20 protein-coding genes and 2 pseudogenes are annotated in these 22,828 nt (G+C 40.8%); 4 read left to right on the forward strand and 18 right to left on the reverse strand.

The genetic code is table 11. From position 1 onward, the window contains the following. Positions 1 to 3: 3 nt before the first annotated feature. The 4 genes from PGW42_RS03640 to PGW42_RS03655 form a co-directional block, all read right to left on the reverse strand. Entirely contained in the window at positions 4 to 1,197 is a 1,194-nt protein-coding gene (locus PGW42_RS03640) for a BMP family lipoprotein (RefSeq protein WP_117557392.1), read from the reverse strand. A gap of 261 nt (positions 1,198 to 1,458) precedes the next feature. Next, complete coding sequence (locus PGW42_RS03645) at positions 1,459 to 2,391, reverse strand: AEC family transporter (RefSeq protein ID WP_195250532.1); 933 nt, start codon at positions 2,389 to 2,391, stop codon at positions 1,459 to 1,461. Between the two features lie 187 nt (positions 2,392 to 2,578). Beyond that, entirely contained in the window at positions 2,579 to 3,112 is a 534-nt protein-coding gene (locus tag PGW42_RS03650) for a hypothetical protein (RefSeq protein WP_270203010.1), read from the reverse strand. Between the two features lie 165 nt (positions 3,113 to 3,277). Beyond that, on the reverse strand, positions 3,278 to 3,688 hold the full coding sequence (locus tag PGW42_RS03655; protein WP_055247494.1) for a peptide deformylase: 411 nt from the start codon (positions 3,686 to 3,688) through the stop codon (positions 3,278 to 3,280). A 164-nt stretch (positions 3,689 to 3,852) separates the two neighbouring features. Between PGW42_RS03655 and PGW42_RS03660 the strand changes: the two genes are divergently transcribed. Then, positions 3,853 to 4,413, forward strand: a complete 561-nt coding sequence (locus PGW42_RS03660) for a DUF1653 domain-containing protein (protein WP_179976207.1) — start codon at positions 3,853 to 3,855, stop codon at positions 4,411 to 4,413. A 76-nt stretch (positions 4,414 to 4,489) separates the two neighbouring features. On the opposite strand, the gene PGW42_RS03665 is transcribed toward PGW42_RS03660, so the two are convergent. Then, positions 4,490 to 5,314: a glycoside hydrolase family 3 protein gene (locus PGW42_RS03665; protein WP_117557443.1), complete on the reverse strand. Its 825-nt coding sequence runs from the start codon at positions 5,312 to 5,314 to the stop codon at positions 4,490 to 4,492. Positions 5,315 to 5,344: 30 nt separating this feature from the next. Between PGW42_RS03665 and PGW42_RS16060 the strand changes: the two are divergent. Next, positions 5,345 to 5,767 (forward strand): annotated as a pseudogene (locus tag PGW42_RS16060) (GH36-type glycosyl hydrolase domain-containing protein); the annotation flags it as partial. A gap of 300 nt (positions 5,768 to 6,067) precedes the next feature. Here PGW42_RS16060 and PGW42_RS03675 read toward each other — a convergent pair. The 7 genes from PGW42_RS03675 to PGW42_RS03705 all read right to left on the reverse strand — a co-directional run bounded on the left by PGW42_RS03675 (position 6,068) and on the right by PGW42_RS03705 (position 14,829). Beyond that, positions 6,068 to 6,685, reverse strand: coding sequence for a YesL family protein (locus PGW42_RS03675; RefSeq protein ID WP_117557386.1), 618 nt, complete (start codon positions 6,683 to 6,685; stop codon positions 6,068 to 6,070). A gap of 13 nt (positions 6,686 to 6,698) precedes the next feature. Continuing rightward, complete coding sequence (arfA, locus tag PGW42_RS03680) at positions 6,699 to 8,213, reverse strand: arabinosylfuranosidase ArfA (RefSeq protein ID WP_117557384.1); 1,515 nt, start codon at positions 8,211 to 8,213, stop codon at positions 6,699 to 6,701. A gap of 42 nt (positions 8,214 to 8,255) precedes the next feature. Continuing rightward, complete coding sequence (locus PGW42_RS03685) at positions 8,256 to 9,104, reverse strand: carbohydrate ABC transporter permease (RefSeq protein ID WP_117557374.1); 849 nt, start codon at positions 9,102 to 9,104, stop codon at positions 8,256 to 8,258. Between the two features lies 1 nt (position 9,105). Continuing rightward, on the reverse strand, positions 9,106 to 9,990 hold the full coding sequence (locus PGW42_RS03690; RefSeq protein WP_117557372.1) for a carbohydrate ABC transporter permease: 885 nt from the start codon (positions 9,988 to 9,990) through the stop codon (positions 9,106 to 9,108). Between the two features lie 99 nt (positions 9,991 to 10,089). Next, complete coding sequence (locus PGW42_RS03695) at positions 10,090 to 11,460, reverse strand: ABC transporter substrate-binding protein (RefSeq protein WP_118218358.1); 1,371 nt, start codon at positions 11,458 to 11,460, stop codon at positions 10,090 to 10,092. A gap of 65 nt (positions 11,461 to 11,525) precedes the next feature. Continuing rightward, positions 11,526 to 13,475 (reverse strand): glycoside hydrolase family 127 protein, encoded by a 1,950-nt coding sequence (locus PGW42_RS03700; RefSeq protein ID WP_270203011.1) that lies wholly within the window; start codon positions 13,473 to 13,475, stop codon positions 11,526 to 11,528. A 307-nt stretch (positions 13,476 to 13,782) separates the two neighbouring features. Next, a complete protein-coding gene (locus PGW42_RS03705) occupies positions 13,783 to 14,829 on the reverse strand; it encodes a LacI family DNA-binding transcriptional regulator (RefSeq protein ID WP_117557366.1) in 1,047 nt (348 codons plus the stop codon). Between the two features lie 171 nt (positions 14,830 to 15,000). Between PGW42_RS03705 and PGW42_RS03710 the strand changes: the two genes are divergently transcribed. Beyond that, on the forward strand, positions 15,001 to 16,467 hold the full coding sequence (locus tag PGW42_RS03710; RefSeq protein WP_117557364.1) for a family 43 glycosylhydrolase: 1,467 nt from the start codon (positions 15,001 to 15,003) through the stop codon (positions 16,465 to 16,467). 81 nt (positions 16,468 to 16,548) lie between these two features. Here the strand turns inward: PGW42_RS03710 and PGW42_RS03715 are convergent, their stop codons facing one another. The 5 genes from PGW42_RS03715 to PGW42_RS03735 form a co-directional block, all read right to left on the reverse strand. After that, positions 16,549 to 17,448 carry a dihydrodipicolinate synthase family protein gene (locus PGW42_RS03715; protein ID WP_117557362.1) on the reverse strand — a complete coding sequence of 300 codons (900 nt, stop codon included), beginning with the start codon at positions 17,446 to 17,448 and terminating at the stop codon, positions 16,549 to 16,551. A gap of 50 nt (positions 17,449 to 17,498) precedes the next feature. Further along, positions 17,499 to 18,386, reverse strand: a complete 888-nt coding sequence (locus PGW42_RS03720) for a fumarylacetoacetate hydrolase family protein (protein ID WP_243002803.1) — start codon at positions 18,384 to 18,386, stop codon at positions 17,499 to 17,501. Between the two features lie 17 nt (positions 18,387 to 18,403). After that, on the reverse strand, positions 18,404 to 19,576 hold the full coding sequence (locus PGW42_RS03725; RefSeq protein ID WP_330586005.1) for a UxaA family hydrolase: 1,173 nt from the start codon (positions 19,574 to 19,576) through the stop codon (positions 18,404 to 18,406). Between the two features lie 34 nt (positions 19,577 to 19,610). Then, positions 19,611 to 19,901, reverse strand: a complete 291-nt coding sequence (locus PGW42_RS03730; RefSeq protein WP_243002802.1) for a UxaA family hydrolase — start codon at positions 19,899 to 19,901, stop codon at positions 19,611 to 19,613. Between the two features lie 95 nt (positions 19,902 to 19,996). Beyond that, on the reverse strand, positions 19,997 to 20,971 hold the full coding sequence (locus PGW42_RS03735; RefSeq protein ID WP_270203012.1) for a 2-keto-3-deoxygluconate permease: 975 nt from the start codon (positions 20,969 to 20,971) through the stop codon (positions 19,997 to 19,999). A 287-nt stretch (positions 20,972 to 21,258) separates the two neighbouring features. Here PGW42_RS03735 and PGW42_RS03740 point away from each other — a divergent pair, with 287 nt between their 5' ends. Then, positions 21,259 to 22,032, forward strand: a complete 774-nt coding sequence (locus PGW42_RS03740; RefSeq protein WP_117834594.1) for an IclR family transcriptional regulator — start codon at positions 21,259 to 21,261, stop codon at positions 22,030 to 22,032. A gap of 45 nt (positions 22,033 to 22,077) precedes the next feature. On the opposite strand, the pseudogene PGW42_RS03745 reads toward PGW42_RS03740, so the two are convergent. Beyond that, a pseudogene (locus PGW42_RS03745) lies at positions 22,078 to 22,818 on the reverse strand (alanine:cation symporter family protein); the annotation flags it as partial. Between the last annotated feature and the right edge of the window lie 10 nt (positions 22,819 to 22,828).

Consider the following 22,828-nt stretch of genomic DNA (forward strand, 5'->3'; position numbering starts at 1 on the left):
CAACTATTTTACTGTAACATTCGGGCATTTAGAAGCATCGAATTCTTCTCCACTCTGCGCATCCGTTACTACAATTGTTCCATCTGAAATCTTGTCTTCTACATCTTTGATTTCAGTTTTGATTTCTTCCCATTTGTCTTTTCCGCTATCCTGTATATGTTTGCTGATTTCTGAAAGATCTGTAATAGAAGCTGCGCCTGATGCTAATGAATATGTCTGTGCACGATCCATCTTATCAATCTTTCCATTTACTGCTTCTTTTACAATGTCATATACAGGTACTTCTGTATTTTTAATAACACTTGTCAGAACATATCCTGGCTGCTGATCATCTTTGTTAGCATCTACCTGAATTGCAAGCTTTCCTTCTTCTTTTGCCTTTGATGCAACACCATCACCTACAGAACCAGCTACTGAGAATACAATATTTGCTCCCTGATTATAATATGTTCCTGCTACTGTACTTCCTGTTGCAGAATCAGCAAATCCTGCATCATATTTTGCATAGTAATCATAATTTACACCCAGCTTTTCAGCTTCATAGTTGATACCTTCGATATATCCATAAGAGAATACCGTGATACCATTTGAATTAGTTCCTCCGATAAATCCTACGGATCGTCCGCCATTATCTGCAGGTGTGAAATTATAACCATCTGTACCAAATAAAGTTTCTGCATTTTCATTTACCAATGTAGTAAGTGCACCTGCTACGAAAGATGCCTGATGTACATCAAACAATACACTGATTACGTTATCATGGATTGTCTTTCCATCTTTATCCTGGTTTGGATTATCATTTACACATACAAATGTTGTATCTGGATACATCTCTGCAATTGGCTGTGCTCCACCTGTTCCCTGAATCAACGCTTCAAAATCATATTCCAGATTGAAAATTACATTGTATCCATCATCAGCCAGTGATTCCAGCGCCTGTGGTACACCTGTTGTAGGCTCGACAACCTTATATTCAATTCCAAATTCATCGGCAGCTTTTTTTGCTCCTTCCACAGCAGACTGATTATATCCATTATCATTCTGTCCGGCAGCCGAACAAATAATTGCAACCTTTACATCGCTTCCTTCCTTTTTTTCCGCTTTTTTCTCAGATTTTCCTCCACATGCTGTCAGGCTTCCTGCTACCATTGTCATTGCAAGTAAGCATCCCAATGCCTGTACTACTCTTTTTTTCATTTTTCTTCCTCCTTTGTTATGATGTCATGTCGTCATGACCAGTTCCTTTTTCTATAATATACAACCTTGCCTATGAAATGTAAATACTATTATTTATTTTTGTTGTATTTAGCAATTTTCCCTTTATTTTTTTGTGCATTTATCACAAAGTCTCTTGTATTATATTCAGCAAAAGGTTTTCTACATTTTCTACTAATAACTATTTCCTGACACAAAAAAAGAACGCCCCTGTTTCCAAGAACATTCTTTTCTCTTCTCTATTTACATCACCATCTGGAACACCAGTACCATCAACGGCATCGTCACAATCGCTCCAAGTGTAGTCAGCACACTGATCGCACTGGCATATCTGGAATCATTGTCATATACCTGACACATTTGTGTAACAGTTGAAGCAACCGGCGAAATTACCGCCATAAATACGATCAAAAGGATTTCTTCTCCTTCTTTATTCCATCCCACAAGACCACTTACCTTCAGGATAAGCAACGCAATAAGCGGAATCACGATCAGTCGCATAAACGAAATAAAATATGCTTTCTTATTCGTCAATACTTTCTTTAAATCCATTCCACCGATCAGCATCCCAATTACAAACATACTTGCCGGTCCAATCATTGCTCCGACTGAACTAAGCGTTCCTGTAATGATTTCCGGCAGACGTATTTTGGCAAAAAACAAAGTAATCGCAATGATAATCGTAATGATATTGATATTAAAGAATATTTTCTTCAGATTAAATCCTTTTTCATGACTAAGTACTTTTTTACAGTGTGTCCAGAAAAAGATAGTCTGAAGTCCCATAAATACACACGCATAAAATACCCATTTATCTCCAAGCATAAATGCCACAAGTGGTACGATCAGATTCCCTGAATTGGAATAATAAATGGACATCGTTTCTACTTCATTCAGTTTGAGAACTTTCCCGATCAGATTCACAACCGGAAGTAAAATAAAAAGGAGCAATAACGATGCGATACAGGCAAGCTCAAGTCCACTCACTTTTTCCGGTGTGTAATCCACCTGAAACGCATTCAAAATCACACACGGTACGATCAGATACAGTACCAGTGTTGACAGTACCTTACTGTCTTCATCTTTCAGCAATCCCATTTTGACTACCACATATCCCATAAAAATCATAATAAACAGTTTTGCAATCTGTTCCATCAAAAGTATACTTAGTTCCATTTTTATCCTCTTTTCCTTTTAACACAAGAGAAGCGGATTGTCCGACACAACCCGCTTCTTATTATTTCATTTCTTTTTCTGTCGGTTCATTTTTGTCTGTCAGATATTTCCATCTTTTAAACAATACCAAATCCCCTGTTTTCTGTCAAGAAATCCCTTAAGCCATAAACCTCTTTATCCTTCTATACTATACCTGTTCCAAAAGCCTTCTGCACTTCTGATTCATCGCCCCCAGTTCCAGTACAACCGGAAACAGATCCTCTTTACTCATTCCATAGCTGATCATGCAGAGTGCCTTATAGAAAAATCCGTTCACTTCCGCATCTGTTTTCCCCATAACGACAGCCGGGGAAATGATAGCTGCCATCTCCCGGATTCCGAAAAGGATTGCAGTCTCCACGCCGCGCACATCTGTTTCGTGTTTCCAGATATTGCTCACATCATATTCGGAGGTATTGCCACACGGTGCTGCACAGACTGCGCAATCCGGTGCGACGGTATTTTTTTCTTCTCTTACTTTTTCGATCATCGCTTTTAAAGCTGCTGCCCCGGTGTTACTGTTCGTAATCGTATGCACAAGACCTTCGATGATAATCTCATCTGTGTTTTCTGTCTTTGGATTGTTACCACAGGATCTGGCAAGACCGATCAGCGCACCGGTCAGTTCATCCTGGAGTGCTAAAATCTCCTGTCCCTGCGAAATCGTCGCTGTATTACTCATATTTTCATTCCTCATACCTTCTTTTTTTGTATGGATAAGTATACGGTTTCTGGATTTTCATTTCTGTTGTAATAACAACATTATTCCGATTTATCTGTTCCAATCAGGACTTTCTTTCCACAAAACGCGAAACCATAATGCCAGACCTTTGATTTTGGGATACCATCAAATAATAATCCCATTCAGATGATCGCACTCATGCTGAATAATCTGCGCCGTCCATCCACTGTATTTTTGTCTCTGCCGTTTAAAATTGATATCCTCGTATTCTACTTCAATTTCCTGATAACGCACACATTTTCTTACGCCATCCAGAGACAGGCATCCTTCTTCTGTCTCATACTTTCCGTTTCTCTTTACAATCTTCGGATTGAACATCGCAACATTCATAAATCCCATATTGACTGCAATGATCGCTTTATTTACCCCGATCATATTTGCTGCCATTCCCACACAGCCATCTTCGTGCGCTTTTAATGTATCCAGTAAATCAATTGCAACTGGAAAATCTCCTTTCGTTGCTTTCTCTGCCTTCTGGCGCAGAAAAAAGAGATCTCTCATAATTGGTTTTACCATTTTATCTTTCCCCTTTCCGTAGTACTAGTTACTGTTCACAGTACCTGTGACCAGCAACTAGTACTTTCCAGTATACACGATTTTTCCCATTTTTAGGTTGGAAAAATTGGAAAATGCACATATAATTAGATTAGTTTTCAAATACAAACAGGAGTGTACTATCTATGGATAAGATTAAAATTATAAAAAAGAACGATGAATATTCTTCCGAATATCAGATCGGAGATACTTTTGAAATCGAAGGCACCTGGTATGGTGGTGTCCATATTATCGGAAAGACCGGCGCACCGGTTTCTCTTGATAAAGATGAATATATTTATCTGGATGCCGATCCGGAAAATAAAGCAGATTCTGCGTCTGTAATTTTCCACCCGGAATCGTCTGCCTCAACACAAACCAGTACGGTTATCCCAGAAGCACAGCCTGCTTCTACGCTTTCTGCCAATACCGAAAAAAATGACGCAGAACCCCTCCATGAAATCCATGTTGGCGATATCGTGCGCCATTTCAAAAGAGAATGGGTATCCGAAGAGAGCACCAAATATCTCTACAATGTACTGGCTTTCGCCGAGCATACTGAAACAGGCGAAAAGCTGGTTGTCTACCAGGCAATGTATGCACCATTCAAAATCTGTGCAAGACCATACGATATGTTTATGAGCGAAGTCGATCACCAGAAATATCCGGGAATCAGGCAGCACTGGCGTTTTGAAATAAATGAATAAATCATGATTAAATAAAAATGGAGAATCTCCCAGACCCCGGCTGATACCGGAGCGGATGATTCTCCATTTCATCTTCTTACAACACTCTCGCAATTCTTATATTCCTTGATGAGCTTCCGATTCTGACTTCAACTACATCGCTTTCTTTTCCTGCTCTGTCTCCTGTGTTGGTCACATCACAGCTGACTTGCAGCTTAGCCCCGTTCCTTTTTATCTCTGCACCTGAATAGGCAAAGGTTGTATAGGAAAGTCCATGTCCGAAACAGAATTCCGGTTCAATCCCAAAAGTATCATTATAGCGGTAGCCTACGAAAACGCCTTCTTTATAACGCACCTTTTCGTCGCCCGGAAATTCTCCGACTGCATGTGCAGAACAGTCCGTATGCTTTTTGTAGAAGGTTTCCGGCAACTTTCCGGATGGACTTACTCTTCCAAATAAAACTTCGGCAAGCGCATTTCCACCTTCCATTCCGGAATACCAGTTCCATACAACAGCCTTTGCGTCTTTGATCCAGCTTCCCATCTCAACCGGACTTCCTGCCATCATGACAATCACCGTATTCGGATTTGCCTTCAGTACTTCTCGGATCAGTTCATCCTGCTCATATGGAAGCTTCATATCTGCGCGGTCATTTCCTTCACTGTCATGTTCATGGTTCAGACCACCAACCAGAATGACCTCATCATACTGCGCGGCAAGCTCTGCTGCCTCTTTTCTGAGGAGTGCTCTTTCTTCTTTTACTTTCACATCCACAGACTGCTCTTCTTTTCTGCTTCCACCGCCATCTTCCAGGCTGGTCTCCTGCCAGTTCGCCTCAGACTCTTCTTTCTTTTCATCCCGTTTGTATCCCTGTACAAATGTAACTTCTGTATTTCCACCGAGAAGTGTCTTAATTCCCATCAGTGGCGTGATCTCATAAAGTGCTTTGATCTCCGTGCCTACGATGCATTTGGCGAAAAAGTCGGATCCAAAGAATGCAAGGAAGGCCAGATTTACATCGAACCACAGGGATTCTGTGTACTTGCCGATGTCGGTGTAAATGACGGCCAGGCGAAAAAAGCTCTGAATTCTGTTAAAGAAAAGCTGGCTACAAAGTACGGTATTGTTCTGCTCCAGCCTGCATATACAACTTATCACCTCAACCTTGGTGAAATTTCTTCTTATTCACCGGGATATAAAGAAAATGCAGGTATCTTCTGCCACAACAATCCATGGGTATCGATTGCTGAGACGAGAATCGGACGTGGTAACAGAGCATTTGAGATCTACCGCAAGACCTGCCCTGCTTACCTTGAAGACATCAGTGATATCCACCACACAGAGCCATATGTGTACTCACAGATGATCGTCGGATGCATATGACGTGGAATCAGAAGATCTTGCACCTGTAAGAACCGATAAAGAAGCAAAAGGCGGAATCTGTATTCGACCGGATGAGAATGTGAATGAATATCATGTAGAAATTGTTATGGGATAATTTCTTCCATCAGAAAAGCCATCAAAAGTTGGAAATTTTGAAAATGAAGGAATCTGGTACGGCGGTGTCCATATTACCGGATCGGCAAAAAATCGCTATAACACCTGAATTTCCAGGCATTATAGCGATTTCTGTCTTGTCCCTGTTATATTATTTTCTATTTAGTGTTCACAACTCTATTCGTATTTTTCAAAAATCCGGCACAGCAGAAATGACTGTGCATACGATAATACTGCAAATCCGAAGAACACCCATAAAATACTTGCAACTACAAATGATCTGGATGTAAATAATGTCACTATCAGTGATCCGACGCTTAAACCTGTAATCACGATTGTAAACGGAATGTTCACTGCTGCAAGAAGTAATGCATTGCGCAATGTCGCAAAAATACCATTTTCAAATCTTGCAATATACGGGAACAGATACTGGAACATCAGTATCCACATTCCAAGAATAATTGCCAGAATCACACGCATCACACTATACATGCTTCCCTGAAAAACTCTTATGATACGAAAATCCACAAACAACAGTATGGCAACGACAGCCATGATCAGCCAGCAAATGGTTGCCTGTTTGAAGTTCCTTTTATACGCTTTCCAGAATTCCTTCCACACGGATGGTTCTTCCCCTCTTGCCATCTTCATCGCTACCGCGTACAATGCACTTAATGAAGTTCCAATGGTGATCACTGGAATGCATCCAACTACAAAGATCATATTCAATATTATAATATCTCCAAGTCGCCCAAGTACCCTCATTACCGGACTGTCAATTGCCAGAAATTTCATTATCTATCCGCCTCTACTTACTTAATCTGATTACATTCCATGATGCTTTTCCAAGAAGAGTTGTCATAATTCCGCCGTCCATCTTTGAACGGTTTACTGTCTTTGGTACTACTTTTTGTTCATAAGAACTGTTCACCAGTTTCAGATTGGATTCTTCCATTACAATATGCTCTGTCAGATGGAAGCCTTCCATACCTCTTAAATCTGTTGTCAGTTCAATATCTTCATCCAGTGTACGGTTAACAGCGAAAATTGTAAGTTCTTCTTTCTCTTCATTATACACTGCAACACTTTCTACGTCAGTAACATTTTCATGTTTTGCAGTATCATGCTTAGCTGTCTGAACAAGCGGCATTAATGCAACACCACGTCCATATCTGGATGCATGAAGGAACGGGTAAAAAATTGTCTGTTTCCAGGCTGCTCCGCCTCCCTGATCTGTCATGATCGGCGCAATTACGTTGACCAGCTGTGCCATACATGCAATTTTTACTCTGTCTGCATGTTTCAGCAATGTGATCAGCATCAGACCGACTAACAGTGCATCTTCAAATGTATAAATATCTTCCAGCATCGGAGGTGCTACCTGCCATGGATGGTTCTGTGTGATATCATCATCTGCCGCATTTGAATGGAACCATACATTCCACTCATCAAAACTGATATTGATATTTTTCTTTCCACGTTTTTTCGCTCTTACATAATCGCAGGTTGCAATGACTGTACGGATAAATTCATCCATATCATCAGAGCATGCAAGGAAATCTGCGGTATCATCATCACGATTTCCATAATATTGATGCATAGATACATAGTCTACATAATCATATGTATTCTCCAGAGTGGTAGATTCCCACTTCGGGAATGTCGGCATATCAAGAGCTGAGCTTCCACAGGATACCAGTTCAATGGATGGATCGATCAGTTTCATTGCCTTTGCGGTCTCTTCTGCAAGACGTCCGTATTCTTCCATGGTCTTGTGTCCGAGCTGCCACGGTCCGTCCATCTCATTTCCCAGGCACCATACCTTAATGTTATGTGGATCTTTCACTCCATGTTTGATACGAAGATCACTGTATTTCGTTCCACCAGGATGGTTGCAGTATTCCAGAAGATTGCATGCATCTGCAATTCCTCTTGTACCAAGATTTACTGCCATCATCATGTTGGAATTTACTTTATCCGTCCATTTTGCAAATTCATTTAATCCGATCTTATTTTCTTCCAGACTTCTCCATGCAAGTTCCAGGCGTGCCGGACGCTCCTCCACCGGTCCTACGCTGTCTTCCCAGAAAAAGTTTGATACAAAGTTTCCACCCGGATAACGGATGATCGGCACATTCAGTTCCTTTACCAGATCAATGACATCTTTACGGAATCCATCATCATCCGACAACGGATTGCCCGGCTGATATAAGCCATCGTATACGGCACGTCCGAGGTGTTCAATGAAAGAACCATAAATTCTCTCATCTACCTTGGAAATCCGGAAATCTTTATCAATGATCATCTTCGCTGTCTTACTCATTTTCAGCCTCCTATTCTATCTTACCTTCTTATTTTACAACAATTATTCTTTTACTGCACCTGCTGTCATACCTTCAATAAAATACTGCTGGAAGCATACAAACAGTATAAAAATCGGAATGATCGAGAAGAATGAACCTACAACCAGAAGACTATAATTATCTCCATATGGGTTGATCAAGGTGTTAAGTCCAAGTGTCAGTGTATATTTTTCTGAAGAACGGATTACCAGTAATGGCCACAGGTAATTGTTCCATGCGTTCATACCATTTAAGATCGCCATGGCCGCAAATGCAGGTTTCATAATCGGCATGATCAGTCTAAAAAAGATACCATACTCCGTCGCTCCGTCAATTCGTCCGGCTTCCATAAGTGATTTTGGAAGTCCAAGAAGATACTGTCTGAAGAAAAAGATTGTGGATGCATGTGCAACAAATGGTAATATGATCGCAATATAGCTGTCCATCAGTCCCCAGTTAGTCATCTGCTTATACAGAGGAAGCATGATGACTTCCAGCGGAACAGATAAGATCAGAAGAACGACAACAAACATTGCATTCTTCCCTTTGAATTCATAAGCCGCAAATCCATATCCTACAAATGCACTTACCAGAAGTGTGGCTACTACGGTAATTACAGTAAGAAAGATACTGTTAAAGAACCATCTCCAGTAGTTATGCTGTCCTGTAAACAGAAGCACGTAGTTATCCAGGCTCATACGTTTCCAGTCAATTCCGAGGTTCAGACCATACTGCAGAAGATCTCCGCCCGGCTTGAAGCTGGCAAGAAAGATCGTATAAATCGGAAGAATAATCAGAATAGCCAGGATTGAGAAGAAAATGAGCATCAATACTGTGCAAAGCCGGTCTTTCTTTTTTCTCTTTTCACCCATACTATCTCTCCTCCTTCTTAAATGTTCCTGTTGCCGCCAACTGTATCATATTGACGATCATAACAATAACCAGAAGTACAAGCCCTACCGCGCAGGCATAACCCATTGCACGTTTTTCAATTCCCTGCCTGTACAGATATCCAACGATCGTAAGCCCGATATTCTGTGGCGAGTTATTACCTTTCCATAACATGTAACTTTCATTAAACATGGCAAGACCTGCGTAGATACTGATTGTCAGCACGTATACGGTGGTTGGCTTCAGAAGTGGAAGGGAAATTCTTGTAAATTGCTGCCATTTATTTGCTCCATCAATAGAAGCTGCCTCATAAAGGTCTGTTGAAATGCTCTGTAATCCGGCAAGGAAGTACAGGATGTTAACACCTGTCCATCTCCAGCATGCCAGAAGTAACAGTGCAAAATAACCAGTCAGATCATTCTTTAACCATTTGATCGGTCCAAGTCCGAACATTCCGATCACCTGGTTGGCAAGAGAAGTCTCCATCTCACCAAACATCAGACGGAAGATTGTACCTGCAACTACAACTGATGTCAAAGCCGGAAGAAAATAGATTGATTTAAAAAATCCTGGTTTCTTCATCAGCTTACTGTTCAGCAGCGTTGCGAAAAACATCGGAAACGGAATCAGCAGCACCAGTGTTCCGATCATGTATCGAGTACTGTTAGCCAGAGCTTTTAAAAATATCTTGTCGGACAGAAGTCTCTTATAATTATCCAATCCAACCCATTTATCCTGTAATACATCCTGAAAACTTAAAAGGACTCCGTTCGCGATTGGAACTGCCCAGAAAAATATAACAGTAAGGACAAAAGGAAGGATGAACACATAAGGAGCTAATTTCTGAGAATAGAACAGTTTCTTCATGGTTTATGTATCCTCCTTCTTAAATTATAGAAAGGGCTGCGGCAGCTTTTGCACGCAACCCCTGAATATTACATTACCAGTTACTTAATTGTAACTTTTTTATTTGCCACCAAATTCATTTTCAAGAGTTTCCTGAGACTGTTCCAATGCCTCTTTAACATCCATTCCTTCTTCAAAAATGTTATTCAGTGTTGTTGTGCAGAACTCGTTATTGATAGATGGATATTTTTCGCTTGTGCAAGAAGCAAGTGAGCCAATGCCATCCTGGAGCTCTAATAATGTATCAAACGGTTTTGTCTTGAAGTATTTTACAAACTGGTTGTCCGGATTCTGAGTAAGATCTGTATCTGTCCATACTGCTGTATTAACAGGGTCAAATCCTAATACATTCCAAACTTCTTTGTTAGCGTCTTCAGACAGTTTGATGTAAGCGAATACTTCTGCTGCAAGTTCTGCGTTTTCAGAAGATTTAACAACTGCTGTACCGGTTCCGCCACCACCGATTGTCTTAACTGCATCGTTGTCACCAAATACCGGAGGTGCTGCAATAGCGATCTTGCCATCAAGGTCAGACATATAGTTTGTGAATCTTGATGTCTGCCAGAAAGGCATAATCTGTACTGCAAAGTTGCCACTGTTGTATTCCGGATAAGCTTCTTCGTTATCCGGCTGTCCACCAGCTACGGTTGCAAGTGCGCCTGCTTCCTGCATATCTTTGATATACTGAAGTACTTCTACTACTTTATCGTTTGTAAGATCAAGTTTTCCATCTTTGTCAAGGTAATCTGTACCTTTCTGAGCTAACATCAGGTTGATCATCCACTGAGCTGTTGTTTCAGCGCAGGCAAATTCTTTACCTGTAGCTTCATGGTATTTAACACCGGCTTCTTTAAAGTCATCCCATGTCTTGATCGTTGTGTAATCAATTCCTGCTTCTTTTAACAGATCATCGTTGTAGAATGCAACGGTTGTACCAACGTGTGTTGGGAAGCCATAATATTTTCCATCTTTCCCATAGATGTCAAGACGGGATTCTACTACATTATCTTTATATGGTTCGATCGCATCTGTCAGATCCATAAGTCCGATTTCACCACTTGTAAATGCCGGGAATTTTCCAAGCTCAATATCAACTACATCCGGAGCACCTTTTCCGGATTCCAGTGCAAGAGATAATTTGTTGTGCATATCATCATACTGCATATTAGAAAGTACTAATTTAACCTTCTTATCCGGATGTGCCTCATTCCACTTCTCTGCCATGTTGGTGTAGAATTCCTGGTGTAACTCGATGAATGTCCATACATTAAGAGTGGTTGCATCTCCATCAACTTCCATCTCTTTTGTTCCGCCTGATTCCCCTTTTGCTTTGCTGTCGGAGTCGCTCTTTTCGCTTCCTGCGCTACAGCCGAGCAACATTGTTGCTGTCATAGCTGCACAAAGAATCACTGACACTAATTTCTTTTTCATATTTCTTCCTCCTTTTGGGTATTTATTTCTCCACAGGGTTGTATGTCCCCTGATAGATTCTTTAATTAAAACATCTCTTTCATCCATACCAGCATCTCACCCGTCTTGCGGTTGTCCCAGCAATGATATGGAACTGCTTTCAGATTTACTTCCTCGAATGCCATTTCCCGGCTATCATATAACGCTCCGTCTTTCCACGTATCCACGTTCAGTTTCTTTCCCTTAAACCGAAGTGTTGTCACGCCTCCAAGAAGTTCCGGTTCAAACATTTCTCTGACTTCCTGTTTCGTATCCACGAAGATAGCCGGAAGATTCTCTCCATTGTCTGTTTCTTCAAGACAGTACACCAGAGGTCCTTTCACCAGTGCAGTTTTTCCCACATCTTCTCTGACATTCGGATTTGCTCTCACAAATCTTGCAGGTACTTCAAAATCAATTACGATCTCGGTCTGTTTGCTGATTCCACCGATCGTAAGATATGCCTGACAGATATCCTGATGCTCTAAAAGTGCCCCGTCTTTCCGGATGGTGTACGCTTTCACATAATCCGGAATTCTGATCGCCAGATTATTTGTGCTTCCTTCATCCGGTGTGACCTTTAATACGATGTGACCGGTATTGATCAGGTCGCTTTCTATCTGAATCTTTGTTGTTCCTTCATCCAGATCGATCTGTGCTTCATTGGAAATATATAAGTTTACATATACTGTGTTCTTATCTGTAAAATAGATGTATTGTCCCATAGATGCCAGTGTTCTCGCAATGTTCGGTGGACAACATGCTACTCCAAACCATTTCTGTCTGACCGGTTTTATATGTTCCTTAGAAGTACGTTCAATACAGTTATCCGGCCATACTTCCAGTGGATTTACATAGAAGAAGCTCTTTCCATCCTGCGCAATTCCCGACAACAGAGTATTGTAAAGTGCTCTTTCCACAACATCCATGTAAGACGCATCTTTTGTGATCTGTGCCATTCTTCTTCCGAAGAGCGCAAGTCCAATCGATGCACATGTTTCTGAGTAGTTACTGTTATTTGGAAGATCGTAATCCGTTGTAAACCGTTCCAGAAGTCCGGATGCCCCGATACTTCCTGTGATGTACATCTGGCGTTTCGTCATATCTTCCCACAATGTCTTACACGCTTCCATCAGCTCTTCATCCTGATACTCATATGCCAGATCTGCCATTGCACAATACATATACACAGCCCTTACTGCATGTCCCTCTGCCGTCTTCTGTTCTCTTACCGGCTGATGGGACTGTGAATATCTCGGATCATATTCGGCAAACTCCGGAAAGATCTGTTTATATTCCGGTTTCTTTTCCTCTTCTAAGAAATAATTTTCACCTACACCTCTGCGGTCGATGAAGTATTTTGCTGTCTCCAGATATTTCTTATTCCCGGTAACATGATACAGACGGATCAATGCAAGCTCGATCTCCTGATGTCCCGGATACCCGTGATTCTGACCTTCTTCCGGTCCAAATGTCCTGCAGATCAGATCTGCAAACTTTTTCATAATATCCAGAAATTCCGTCTTTCCGGTTGCTTTATAATATGCAACCGCTGCTTCTGTCATGTGCCCTGCTGTATATAACTCATGTCCCTCTTTCAAGTTCGTCCAACGCTTTGACGGATCTTTGATCGTAAAATATGTATTCAGATAACCATCTTCGCACTGGGCACGACCGATAAGGTTAATTGTTTTATCAGCAAGGTAAGATAAATGTTCATCCGGCTCTACTGCCAGAGAATATGCTACAGCTTCCAGCCACTTCGCTACATCTGTATCCTGGAATACTGCTCCTTCAAAATCGCCTTCCGCTTCTCCTGCCGCAATCCTGAAGTTTTCAATGCAATGACTGGTTTCCACATCCGGAAGCTTGTCATTTAAGATATCCCACTGATATGGAATCAGAACATCTTTCACAAGATGGGTGTATCTGTTCCAGAACCGATCTGAGATCTTAATCTTATTCAGCGGTACCGTTTTTAGTTTCTTGTCATCCATAATTTTTCCTCGGAATATTAAATACGATCTATATATACTTAATCGTTTAATATTCTTTTTTACAATTTTCCCGTTTTTCTTAAATATGCAATGCTGTTTTTGTTTTTCAGGCTCATATTTTTATTTTATTTACCTGTTTCTTGCTTGTTTTAATTATATACGCACTTTTATTATAAATGCAAGTAGAACTTAAACGTTTAATTTTGTGTATTTTGCACAATCACACAATAAAATAAGCACTTACAGAGCATTTTTCTCTTCTATAAGCGCTTATTTTTTTCTGATTTCTGTTATTTTTAGTGTAAATTCATGAATTTTCTGTAATATTTTCAACCGAGCTCCGCTCTAACATATGACATCCAACACGGTATATTCCTTCCGGCTCTTTTAATCTTTTTCCTTCTACCATACGCATGATCACCTCACTCGCCGTATAACCAATATCATGCAGAGGCAGGGAAATGGTGGTAAGTGGTGGTTTATAATATCCGGATAATTCACGGTTATCATAACCGGTTACTGCAATATCCTTCCCCGGAAGTATTCCGTTCTCTTCCAGACAGTCATATACTCCACCCGCCATCAGGTCATTCATACAACAGATTGCTGTTATCCCCTGTTTCAGAAGCTGCTTCGTTCCCTCATATCCACTTTTTCTTGTCCAATCTCCATAATATACTGCCTGAGGATTATATAATATCTGATTTTCAAAAAGAGCTCTCTGCATACCAAGAAGTCGTTCCTGCATATGGATACTGTCCGGCTTACCAGTAATAATTCCGATACGCCTGTGTCCGTTTGCAATCAGATAATCCACGATCTGATGCGCTCCATCTTCGTCATTCACTACCACTGACGGAATGTCTTTATTCGCTGTATATCCATATGCCATAACGACTGGTATCGGCAAATTCTCCGGAATACAGCGCATAATTCTCTCATGTGCCGTAACATAAATAATCCCCTCTACCTGTCTTGCGATCAGCTTGTCAATCTCCTCACCGACACGTCCATAATAATCATCTCTGTGATAGTAAAAATCATTGTATTTCTTGAACAGTCTCAGATTGATCAGTAGAATCTGATAACTGTTCTCCTCGCAATGCTCTGTAATACCATCTACAATATCCGGGATACTGAAGATCGTCATATCTTCAACAATAACCCCGATTGTTCTGGTATTCTTTGTCTTCAGATTTCTCGCCACAGTATTTGGCTTATAGTTCAGCTCTTTTATCTTATCCATCACGATCTTCCTGGTTTCATCACTTGCGCCAGGTTTGTGATTTAAAATATTTGATACTGTTGCTACAGAAACATTGCATTCCTTTGCAATCTCCTTGATCGTAACCATCTCTTTGCTTCCTTTTCTCCCTTTTTTATTCTTCCGGTCATTCTTCCCATTTATTTTTCTTCTTATTCTCTATCTTAGACTATCCATTTCCGCCTTGTCAATCAGTTAATTCTATGCTAAAATTAATAAAAATCCTTGTTTTCTTATAAATGCAATGCCAAAGGAGGATTTATGAAACAATCAATTACACTTCCTATGGCAGATAAATTCTATCACGATCAGCAGGATTCTGCTTATATACGATCCGTGAATGTCTCATGGGAGATCCCTGAAGAAAATCATTATTATCTCGAATACAGCTACAACCGCAAAGACTGGTACGCCCTTAACGGCGGATTTTCAATCATCCTTCCGTGCGAAGAACTTCCTGTATCCGACGCATTAGCCAATCAAGATCCAAACGGCGAAAAAATTGCTGTCTCCGGTCTCTTTTCTTTACAAAATAAATATGGGAAGCCAGAGCCAGTATGTATACAATCTGTCTCCAAAATGGACGATTCTTCCGCAACCGTACAGGTAACTTATACCAATAGAATGAAGGAACTGCGCAGAATCATCCGCAGCGAAGATGGTATTGGACATATTCAGGACAACGACTATGCAGCACCGATCATCAGCCACCGTGCAGACCCTTATATCTACAAGCACACGGATGGAAAATACTATTTTCTCGGCTCTCATACCGACGCAGGCCATAATTTGAATGGTACTTATCAGTATCTTTACATCATCCTGCGCAGCGCAGACACGCTCGAAGATCTGACTGACAATTCCGGGCGCTACACAGAAAAAATAATCTACGAAAGAAAACCTATCGGTCCTGATCGTGTAAGTCCTCACATCTGGGCTCCTGAGATCCATTATATTCAGGGTGGCTGGTATGTATATTATACCACGACTGTATCTGACCACTCTTCATGGCGGATCCGTCCACACTGCCTTGCCTGTACCGGTGATGACCCGATGACTGATCCATGGATCAGCAAAGGGCCGATCCAGACAACTGTAGAAAATGATATTGCTTTTACAGACTTTTCGCTGGATCACACTTTTTTCCATCACAACGATACAGATTACTTTGTATGGGCACAAAAGACAAACAATATTTCCGATATCTTTATTGCCAAATTATCCAATCCATGGACAATCTGTACTCCATCTGTTCTTCTGACACATCCGGAGTATAACTGGGAGCTCCACGGATTCGCTGTAAATGAAGGTCCCGCTGTGCTAAAGCATGACGGGCGGATCTTCCTTACCTTTTCAGCAAGTGGCACAGATGCTCTTTACAATATGGGACTTTTATATGCCAGCGAAGATTCTGATCTTCTGGACTCTTCTTCCTGGACAAAGCTCCCTTACCCGGTATTCCAGAGCAGTCGCACCACCGGCTTCTTCGGACCTGGACATAACAGCTTTACCCGTTCTACCGATGACACAGAAGATCTGATGGTCTATCACGCACGCCAGGAAGAACGTTATCTGGGTGAAGGAGACTATCAGCCACTTTATGATGCCGGAAGAAATGCTTATATCGGCAAAGTTTTCTGGGATGAAAATGGTATGCCGGACTTTTCCGTTCCAGGCGCTTCTCTTGCAATGCGTAAAGAAGACCTTATATTACCTGAATCCTGGTAAGTATTCATTTCATATATAAATATGCAAAAGAGCAGACATTCCTTGCGGCGGGAAGGCAATGTCTGCTCTTACTACATATTATTATTTCAATTTCTGATATTTCTTTATAACTTTATCTAATAAAATCTCTGCTTTTTTATACACACTTTCTTCCATCTGATTGTACGGGAAGATTGCACGGTCTTCAATTTCTACACCTCTGTGCTGCATCAATTTTTTAAACAGCAATGAGAAATTTGAATCCAGATCATAAAGTGGCATAAGCTCATGCGTCAATTCCGATAACGCCATAACTCTGTCAAAATCTTTTTCCTTTGTTGATTTTACAAGATCACTCCAGATCTCAGGGACAATATTGGAAAGTGCCCCGATACATCCTACTCCTCCGGATGTAAGATTATAAAGGAACTGATCATCAAATCCTGAGAACATCTCAAACTCATGTCCTTCTACTGCCAGCATCAGTTCATTTGTATGATTTGGTTCTGATACGGAGTCCTTTAAGCCTTTAATGTTAGCATTATTTTCCACCAGCTTTTTCAAGGTTTCCGGAGCGATGGAATGTCCACTTCTTGCCGGGAAATTGTAGATATAAAGATTTCCTTTTACCGCTTTTGCAAGCGTATCATAATATACAAAAATCTTTTCCTGATCCAGTGCATAATAGCATGGTCCGATAACCATTGCTCCTTCATAGCCCATTTCATTCACTTCATTTGACAACGCCACAGTATCTTCAAAATTAAGGCTTCCGGTTCCAGCATAAAGCTTTGTGCGCCCTGCAGTATAATCTGCATAGAATTTGAAGAAATCATGTTTCTCCTGTTTCGTAAGTCCTGTAAATTCACCGGACGATCCCAACACAAGAATTCCATCAACGCCTCCTTCAATCAGGAAATCAATTACCTTTTTATTCCCTTCATAATCCGGTTTTTCATTTTCATCAAAAACTGTAACAACTGGTGTAACGATTTTACACATATTTTCTACCTCTCTTCCTATCTTTATCCTAATTCACTTTCTTGTAAAAATCAGACAATATAATTCGTCAGCTGACCAATCCTGTCTATCTCACATGTAACTTTATCACCTTTCTTCAGGAACCTTGGTGGCGTAAATCCCATTCCAACACCTGCTGGTGTACCGGTTGCAATAATGTCACCAGCCTCCAGAGTAATTCCTTTGGACAATTCAGCAATCAGCCCCGGAACTTTTTTAATCAGATATTTTGTATTTGAATTCTGTCTGAGTTCACCATTCACATAACTTTTAATATCAAGTTCTAATGGCATCGGAAGCTCTGTACGGTCTACGATCACAGGTCCCATGATCGTATAATTATCCAGACTTTTTCCCATCAGCCACTGTCCATGTCTGGTCTGAAGATCTCTTGAAGAAAGATCATTAAATACGGAATATCCAAATACATATTCTTCTGCTTTTTCTTCCGTGATTCCTTTTCCTTCTTTTCCTATAATGACCGCTAATTCTGTTTCATAATCCACTTTTTCATCGATATCAAACCGTCCCTGGATCTCTTCATTTGCCCCAAGAATACGGTTTGTTCTTTTTGCAAAATACACGGTACCGGATACTTCATCCGACACAGCTCCTGCCAGATGTTCCTTTGTCTCTTCCAGATGATCTGTGTAATTGACTCCGACACAGAGGATATCGTGAACCGTATGTTCAATCGGTGTCAACATCTCCTGCTCTTCCATTCTATGTACCGATCCATCTGCAGCACAGATCATCTGTGCTGCTTTTTGCGGATCACCATTTACCATATGAACAAAATCTATCAACGTTTTCCCTTTTAATTCCGGGAATAATTCATCCAGAAAAAACACGGTTTCTTCCTTTTCGAAAGCTGCTAGATGAATTTCTCCATTTTTATCTTTTACTCTGGTATAGCGCAATTTTTTCACCTCATTTTTTACATATAGTTACAAACTCTCGCAATTGCCATTTCTGTATATCCAAGAGCTTCTGCTTTTGTCAGCTTGCCATCCGCAACTTCCTTGATTTCTTTCATCAGCTCATCACCAAGTTCTGTCATCGTCTTGGTTCCGTAAATATACGGGCTTGCATCAATATCAATATTATCGGACATATTTGCAAAAGTAACTTTATTACCGGTGATCTTAATTACCGGTGCAAGCGGATTTCCTGTCGGTGTACCACGTCCGGTAGAAAATACGACAATCTGACATCCACCGGCTACCATTGCCGCTACTGATGATGGGTCATTTCCCGGAGTATCCATAATAACAAGTCCCTGTTTTGGTTCTACCTGTTTTGCATAATCATATACTGCTGTTACTTCTGAATGACCACCTTTATGGATACATCCCAATGATTTTTCTTCCAATGTTGTAAGTCCTCCTTCTTTGTTTCCAGGAGAAGGATTTCCTTCACGGATATCATGTCCTACCAACTTAATCGCATGCTCATAGTCATGAACGATCTGGTAAATTCTGTCACTGATTTCTTTTGTCTTTCCACGTCGTGCCAGAATATGTTCTGCGCCAATAAATTCTGTTGTCTCAGAAAGAATCGAAGTACCTCCAAGTTCTACCATACGGTCACTCATCTCTCCGATCAGGACATTTGCTGCAAGTCCTGAAGTCGGATCCGAACCTCCACATTCTGTTCCGATGATCAGCTCAGAAAAGTCAAATTCTTCTTTCTGCAGAAGAGAAGCTTCCTGTGCCATCTCTTTTGCTGCACGGACAGCTTTTTCTACTGTAGAAATCGTTCCTCCATTTTCCTGTATAATGAAATGACGGATTGGTTTATTCGTTCTCTCTTTAATTGCATCTAACACAAGATCCATCTGACAGTTTTCACATCCAAGTGATACAACGACCGTTCCGTATACGTTCGGGTTTGCTGCATATCCGGCCATTACATCCATTGTGAACTGCTGGTCTGACGGAACCTGGGAACATCCATTTTGGTTATTAAATGTAACTGCGGATTCTACCTGGGATGCGATAATTCTCGTTGTATCTGATGCACAGACACTTGCCGGTAAAATTAAAATTTTATTTCTGATTCCAACTCTTCCATCTGGTCTTCTATATCCCCAAAAAGTCATTTTTTCCATTTTTAAATTCCTCCTGTCTTCTTATATTCCGCATTTAAAGATTTTCTCTGTGATTCTGGACATTATGTACATGTACATGCTCGCCAACATGGATGTCACATGCTGCAAGACCAATGTGTTCTCCATATTTTACTACTTCCGTTCCTTTTGGCATTTCCTTGATTGCTACTTTATGGTACATTGGTACATCTGTAGCTGCTGTAATCTTCTGTACATCTCCGTTTCTGTCTCTCCAGATTATTTCATCTCCTGCATTAATCTTTTCAATTGCTACAACGACGGTATCTTTTTCATCAATAATTGCTGCGTTAACTGTTACTGCCATTTTGCTCATCTCCTATTTTCATGTTTAAATGATGTTGTGGTCAAAAGATATTTTGACCCTGGTATCTTTAAATTAATATGTTACAATATATCTTGTTACTTCGCTGCTTCTGTTTTCTTCTCTTCCAGAGGGAATTTCGGACATCCGTATTTATGTGCCCACCAGTTTGTAACAATTGGGACAATAATCGCTGTGATAACTACGGATGCTGCTACCTGAGCAGTTGCCTGTGGTACATATGCTTCCAGACTCTTATCTGCCAGTCCTACAACTGCCGGTACAGCTACTGCATTTCCTGCTGTTGTCGCTACTGCCCATCCGGCATAACCCGGTCGTTTTGAAATCTTCCGATCACATAATACAATAAATGCTCCACCAATAAAAGTAGTCATAAATCCAAGCAGAACTCCTGACGGTCCTCCCTTTATAACTGCGGAAAGATCAATTCCTGCTCCAAGTGTAAGTCCTACAAAAGGAATTAAAATCGGTCCTGCCGGTGCAAGGAAATCAGAAAATGATTTATCAAGATTTCCAAGGATCATACCAACAATGATCGGTGTAATTGCTGCAAGGATTGAAAGAATCGGAATATTTGCAAGTCCTGAAGCTCCCATTGCGACCAGTGTAAAAAATGGACCATCATTCAATGAGAGTAATGCCATTGCGCCACTATCCACTTCATCACCATAAGACTGCATCAGGGAAAGATATACGGAACCATTGCTGTTTGTTACCGCACAGATAATTGCTAATGCAGATAATCCAAGAAATCCATCTGTACCGAACACTTTACCAACAACAATACCAATTACTGCTCCAGCCACAAATTTGGAAATCAAAAGGACTCCGCCCCTTTTTAACACACTTCCGAGTTCATTAAATCTTAACGTTGTTCCAAGACATACCAGCTGAATTCCCATCGCTGTTGCCGCACCTGCATTTGAAAAAGTTGCTGTTGTAAGTGAACCTACCTGAAGTATCGACGAACAGAACGTATTTAAAATTGCTCCAATCAAAAGCGGAACAATCATCATCCCAGCCGGTACTTTCTTCAAAAAGTTCATAATCATAGTTTTTTGCCTCCTCTTTACCTTTTTTCCTTTCGTTTCATTTGCGCGTATATACGTACTCCGTATGTATTTACATACTTCATGCTTTTAAAATAGCACTTATGTATTTTATTGTCAATATATCATTAAATGAATTCATTATTTTTATCATTTTGCACAATTATTCTATATAAATTTCTACATATACGTCAAACAGCTCTGGAATTCCATACAAATATCTGATATAATTTTTATATACTTGATTGAACTTTAGATTATTTCAATGTTAATAAAGGAGATTTAAACCAATGGCAACAACTGAACACCGCCCTACTGAACGGGTGCTCGATATACTGGAGCTTCTTTCCAACTCTGAGGAAGGAATGACTCTTACCGAACTTGCCAAAGCACTGAATGCCCCAAAAAGCAGCATTATGCCGCTTGTTCATACGATGACTGCCCGTAATTTTATTTATATGCAAAAGGATACGCTTCGCTATCGTATCGGAGTTGCTACATATTCTGTTGGTGTAGCCTATAATAACCGCAAGACTTCTTTACAATTCATTCAACAGGAGATGAATAACATTACTGCATTAAGTAACGAAACATGCCAACTTGGTATCCAATCTCGAAACATGGTATTTTATATCGCAAAAAAGGATTCACCTCAGCCAATCCGCCTGATGTCTTCCGTAGGAAAGCAGCTTCCTTTGTACTGTACTGGTTTGGGGCGAGCACTTCTTGCTTATAAATCCGAAGAAGAAATTCGTAGCCTGTTTCCAGAAGTTCTCACTGCATATACACCACACACAATCGCTACCATAAATGATCTACTTAAAGAGCTAGAACTTACCCGTCAACGGGGATATGCCGTGGAACATGAAGAAACGAATTTAATGGTAAATTGTATCGCCGTTTCGCTTGATTACAATAATGCACCAATCGCTGCTTTAAGTATATCCATCCCAACCTTCCGTATTTCCGAGTCTAAAGAAAAAGAAGCTGTCCAGATTCTTTGGGAAGCCAAACAGCGTATTGAGACACATTTTAAAATGTATGGCGTTGATTTTGGAAATTAAAAAATACCTGACAGAAAGCCTTCTATCCTTCTGTCAGGTATTTCTTTATACGCCTTTTCCTTCCCCTGCAAAATATTCTTTTACAAGTTTTACCACAACTCCTGATAACAGGAAGACTGCAATCAAGTTCGGGATTGCCATCAGTCCGTTAAATGTCTCTGCAATATTCCACATCAGCCCAAGATCCATCGTTGCTCCAACGATCGCAACCAGTGAATACAGCACCATAAACGGTTTGTTGACCTTTGTTCCAAATAAAAATTCAATACATCTGGTTCCGTAAAGCCCCCACCCAATAATGGTTGAAAATGCAAAACAGCACATCGCAACCGCGGTAAAGATCGATACCCAGTTCCCATATGTAGAAGTAAATCCAAGAATCGTAAGCTCCGCACCTGCTGCCTCACCGTAACCAATCGGAACCCCACTGCACAGGATTACCAGTGCGGTCAGTGTACAGATTACGATCGTATCTATAAATACCTCAAAGATTCCGAAGAATCCCTGTTTCACCGGTTTTTTTGTATCTGCACATGCATGTGCAATCGATCCGGTACCAAGACCTGCCTCATTAGAGAAAATTCCTCTGGACACACCTTTTTTCATACTGATAAAGAAGCTTCCGACTGCCCCCGGTCCTCCGATCGCGATCGCTCCTGCAACTCCTACAATATTTCCGGTTCCGACCGTTGTCGCGAGTGCCGTACAGACTGCCTGAAACGGCGTCATCGCACCATCTGATGCATCCTTTTTCCGAAGCATGCGTCCGATCGTTACCTTCATGGCGGACGTTTCT

The sequence above is a fragment of the Coprococcus sp. TM115-187 genome (assembly GCF_027679115.1).
Lineage (GTDB): Bacteria > Bacillota > Clostridia > Lachnospirales > Lachnospiraceae > Allocoprococcus > Allocoprococcus comes.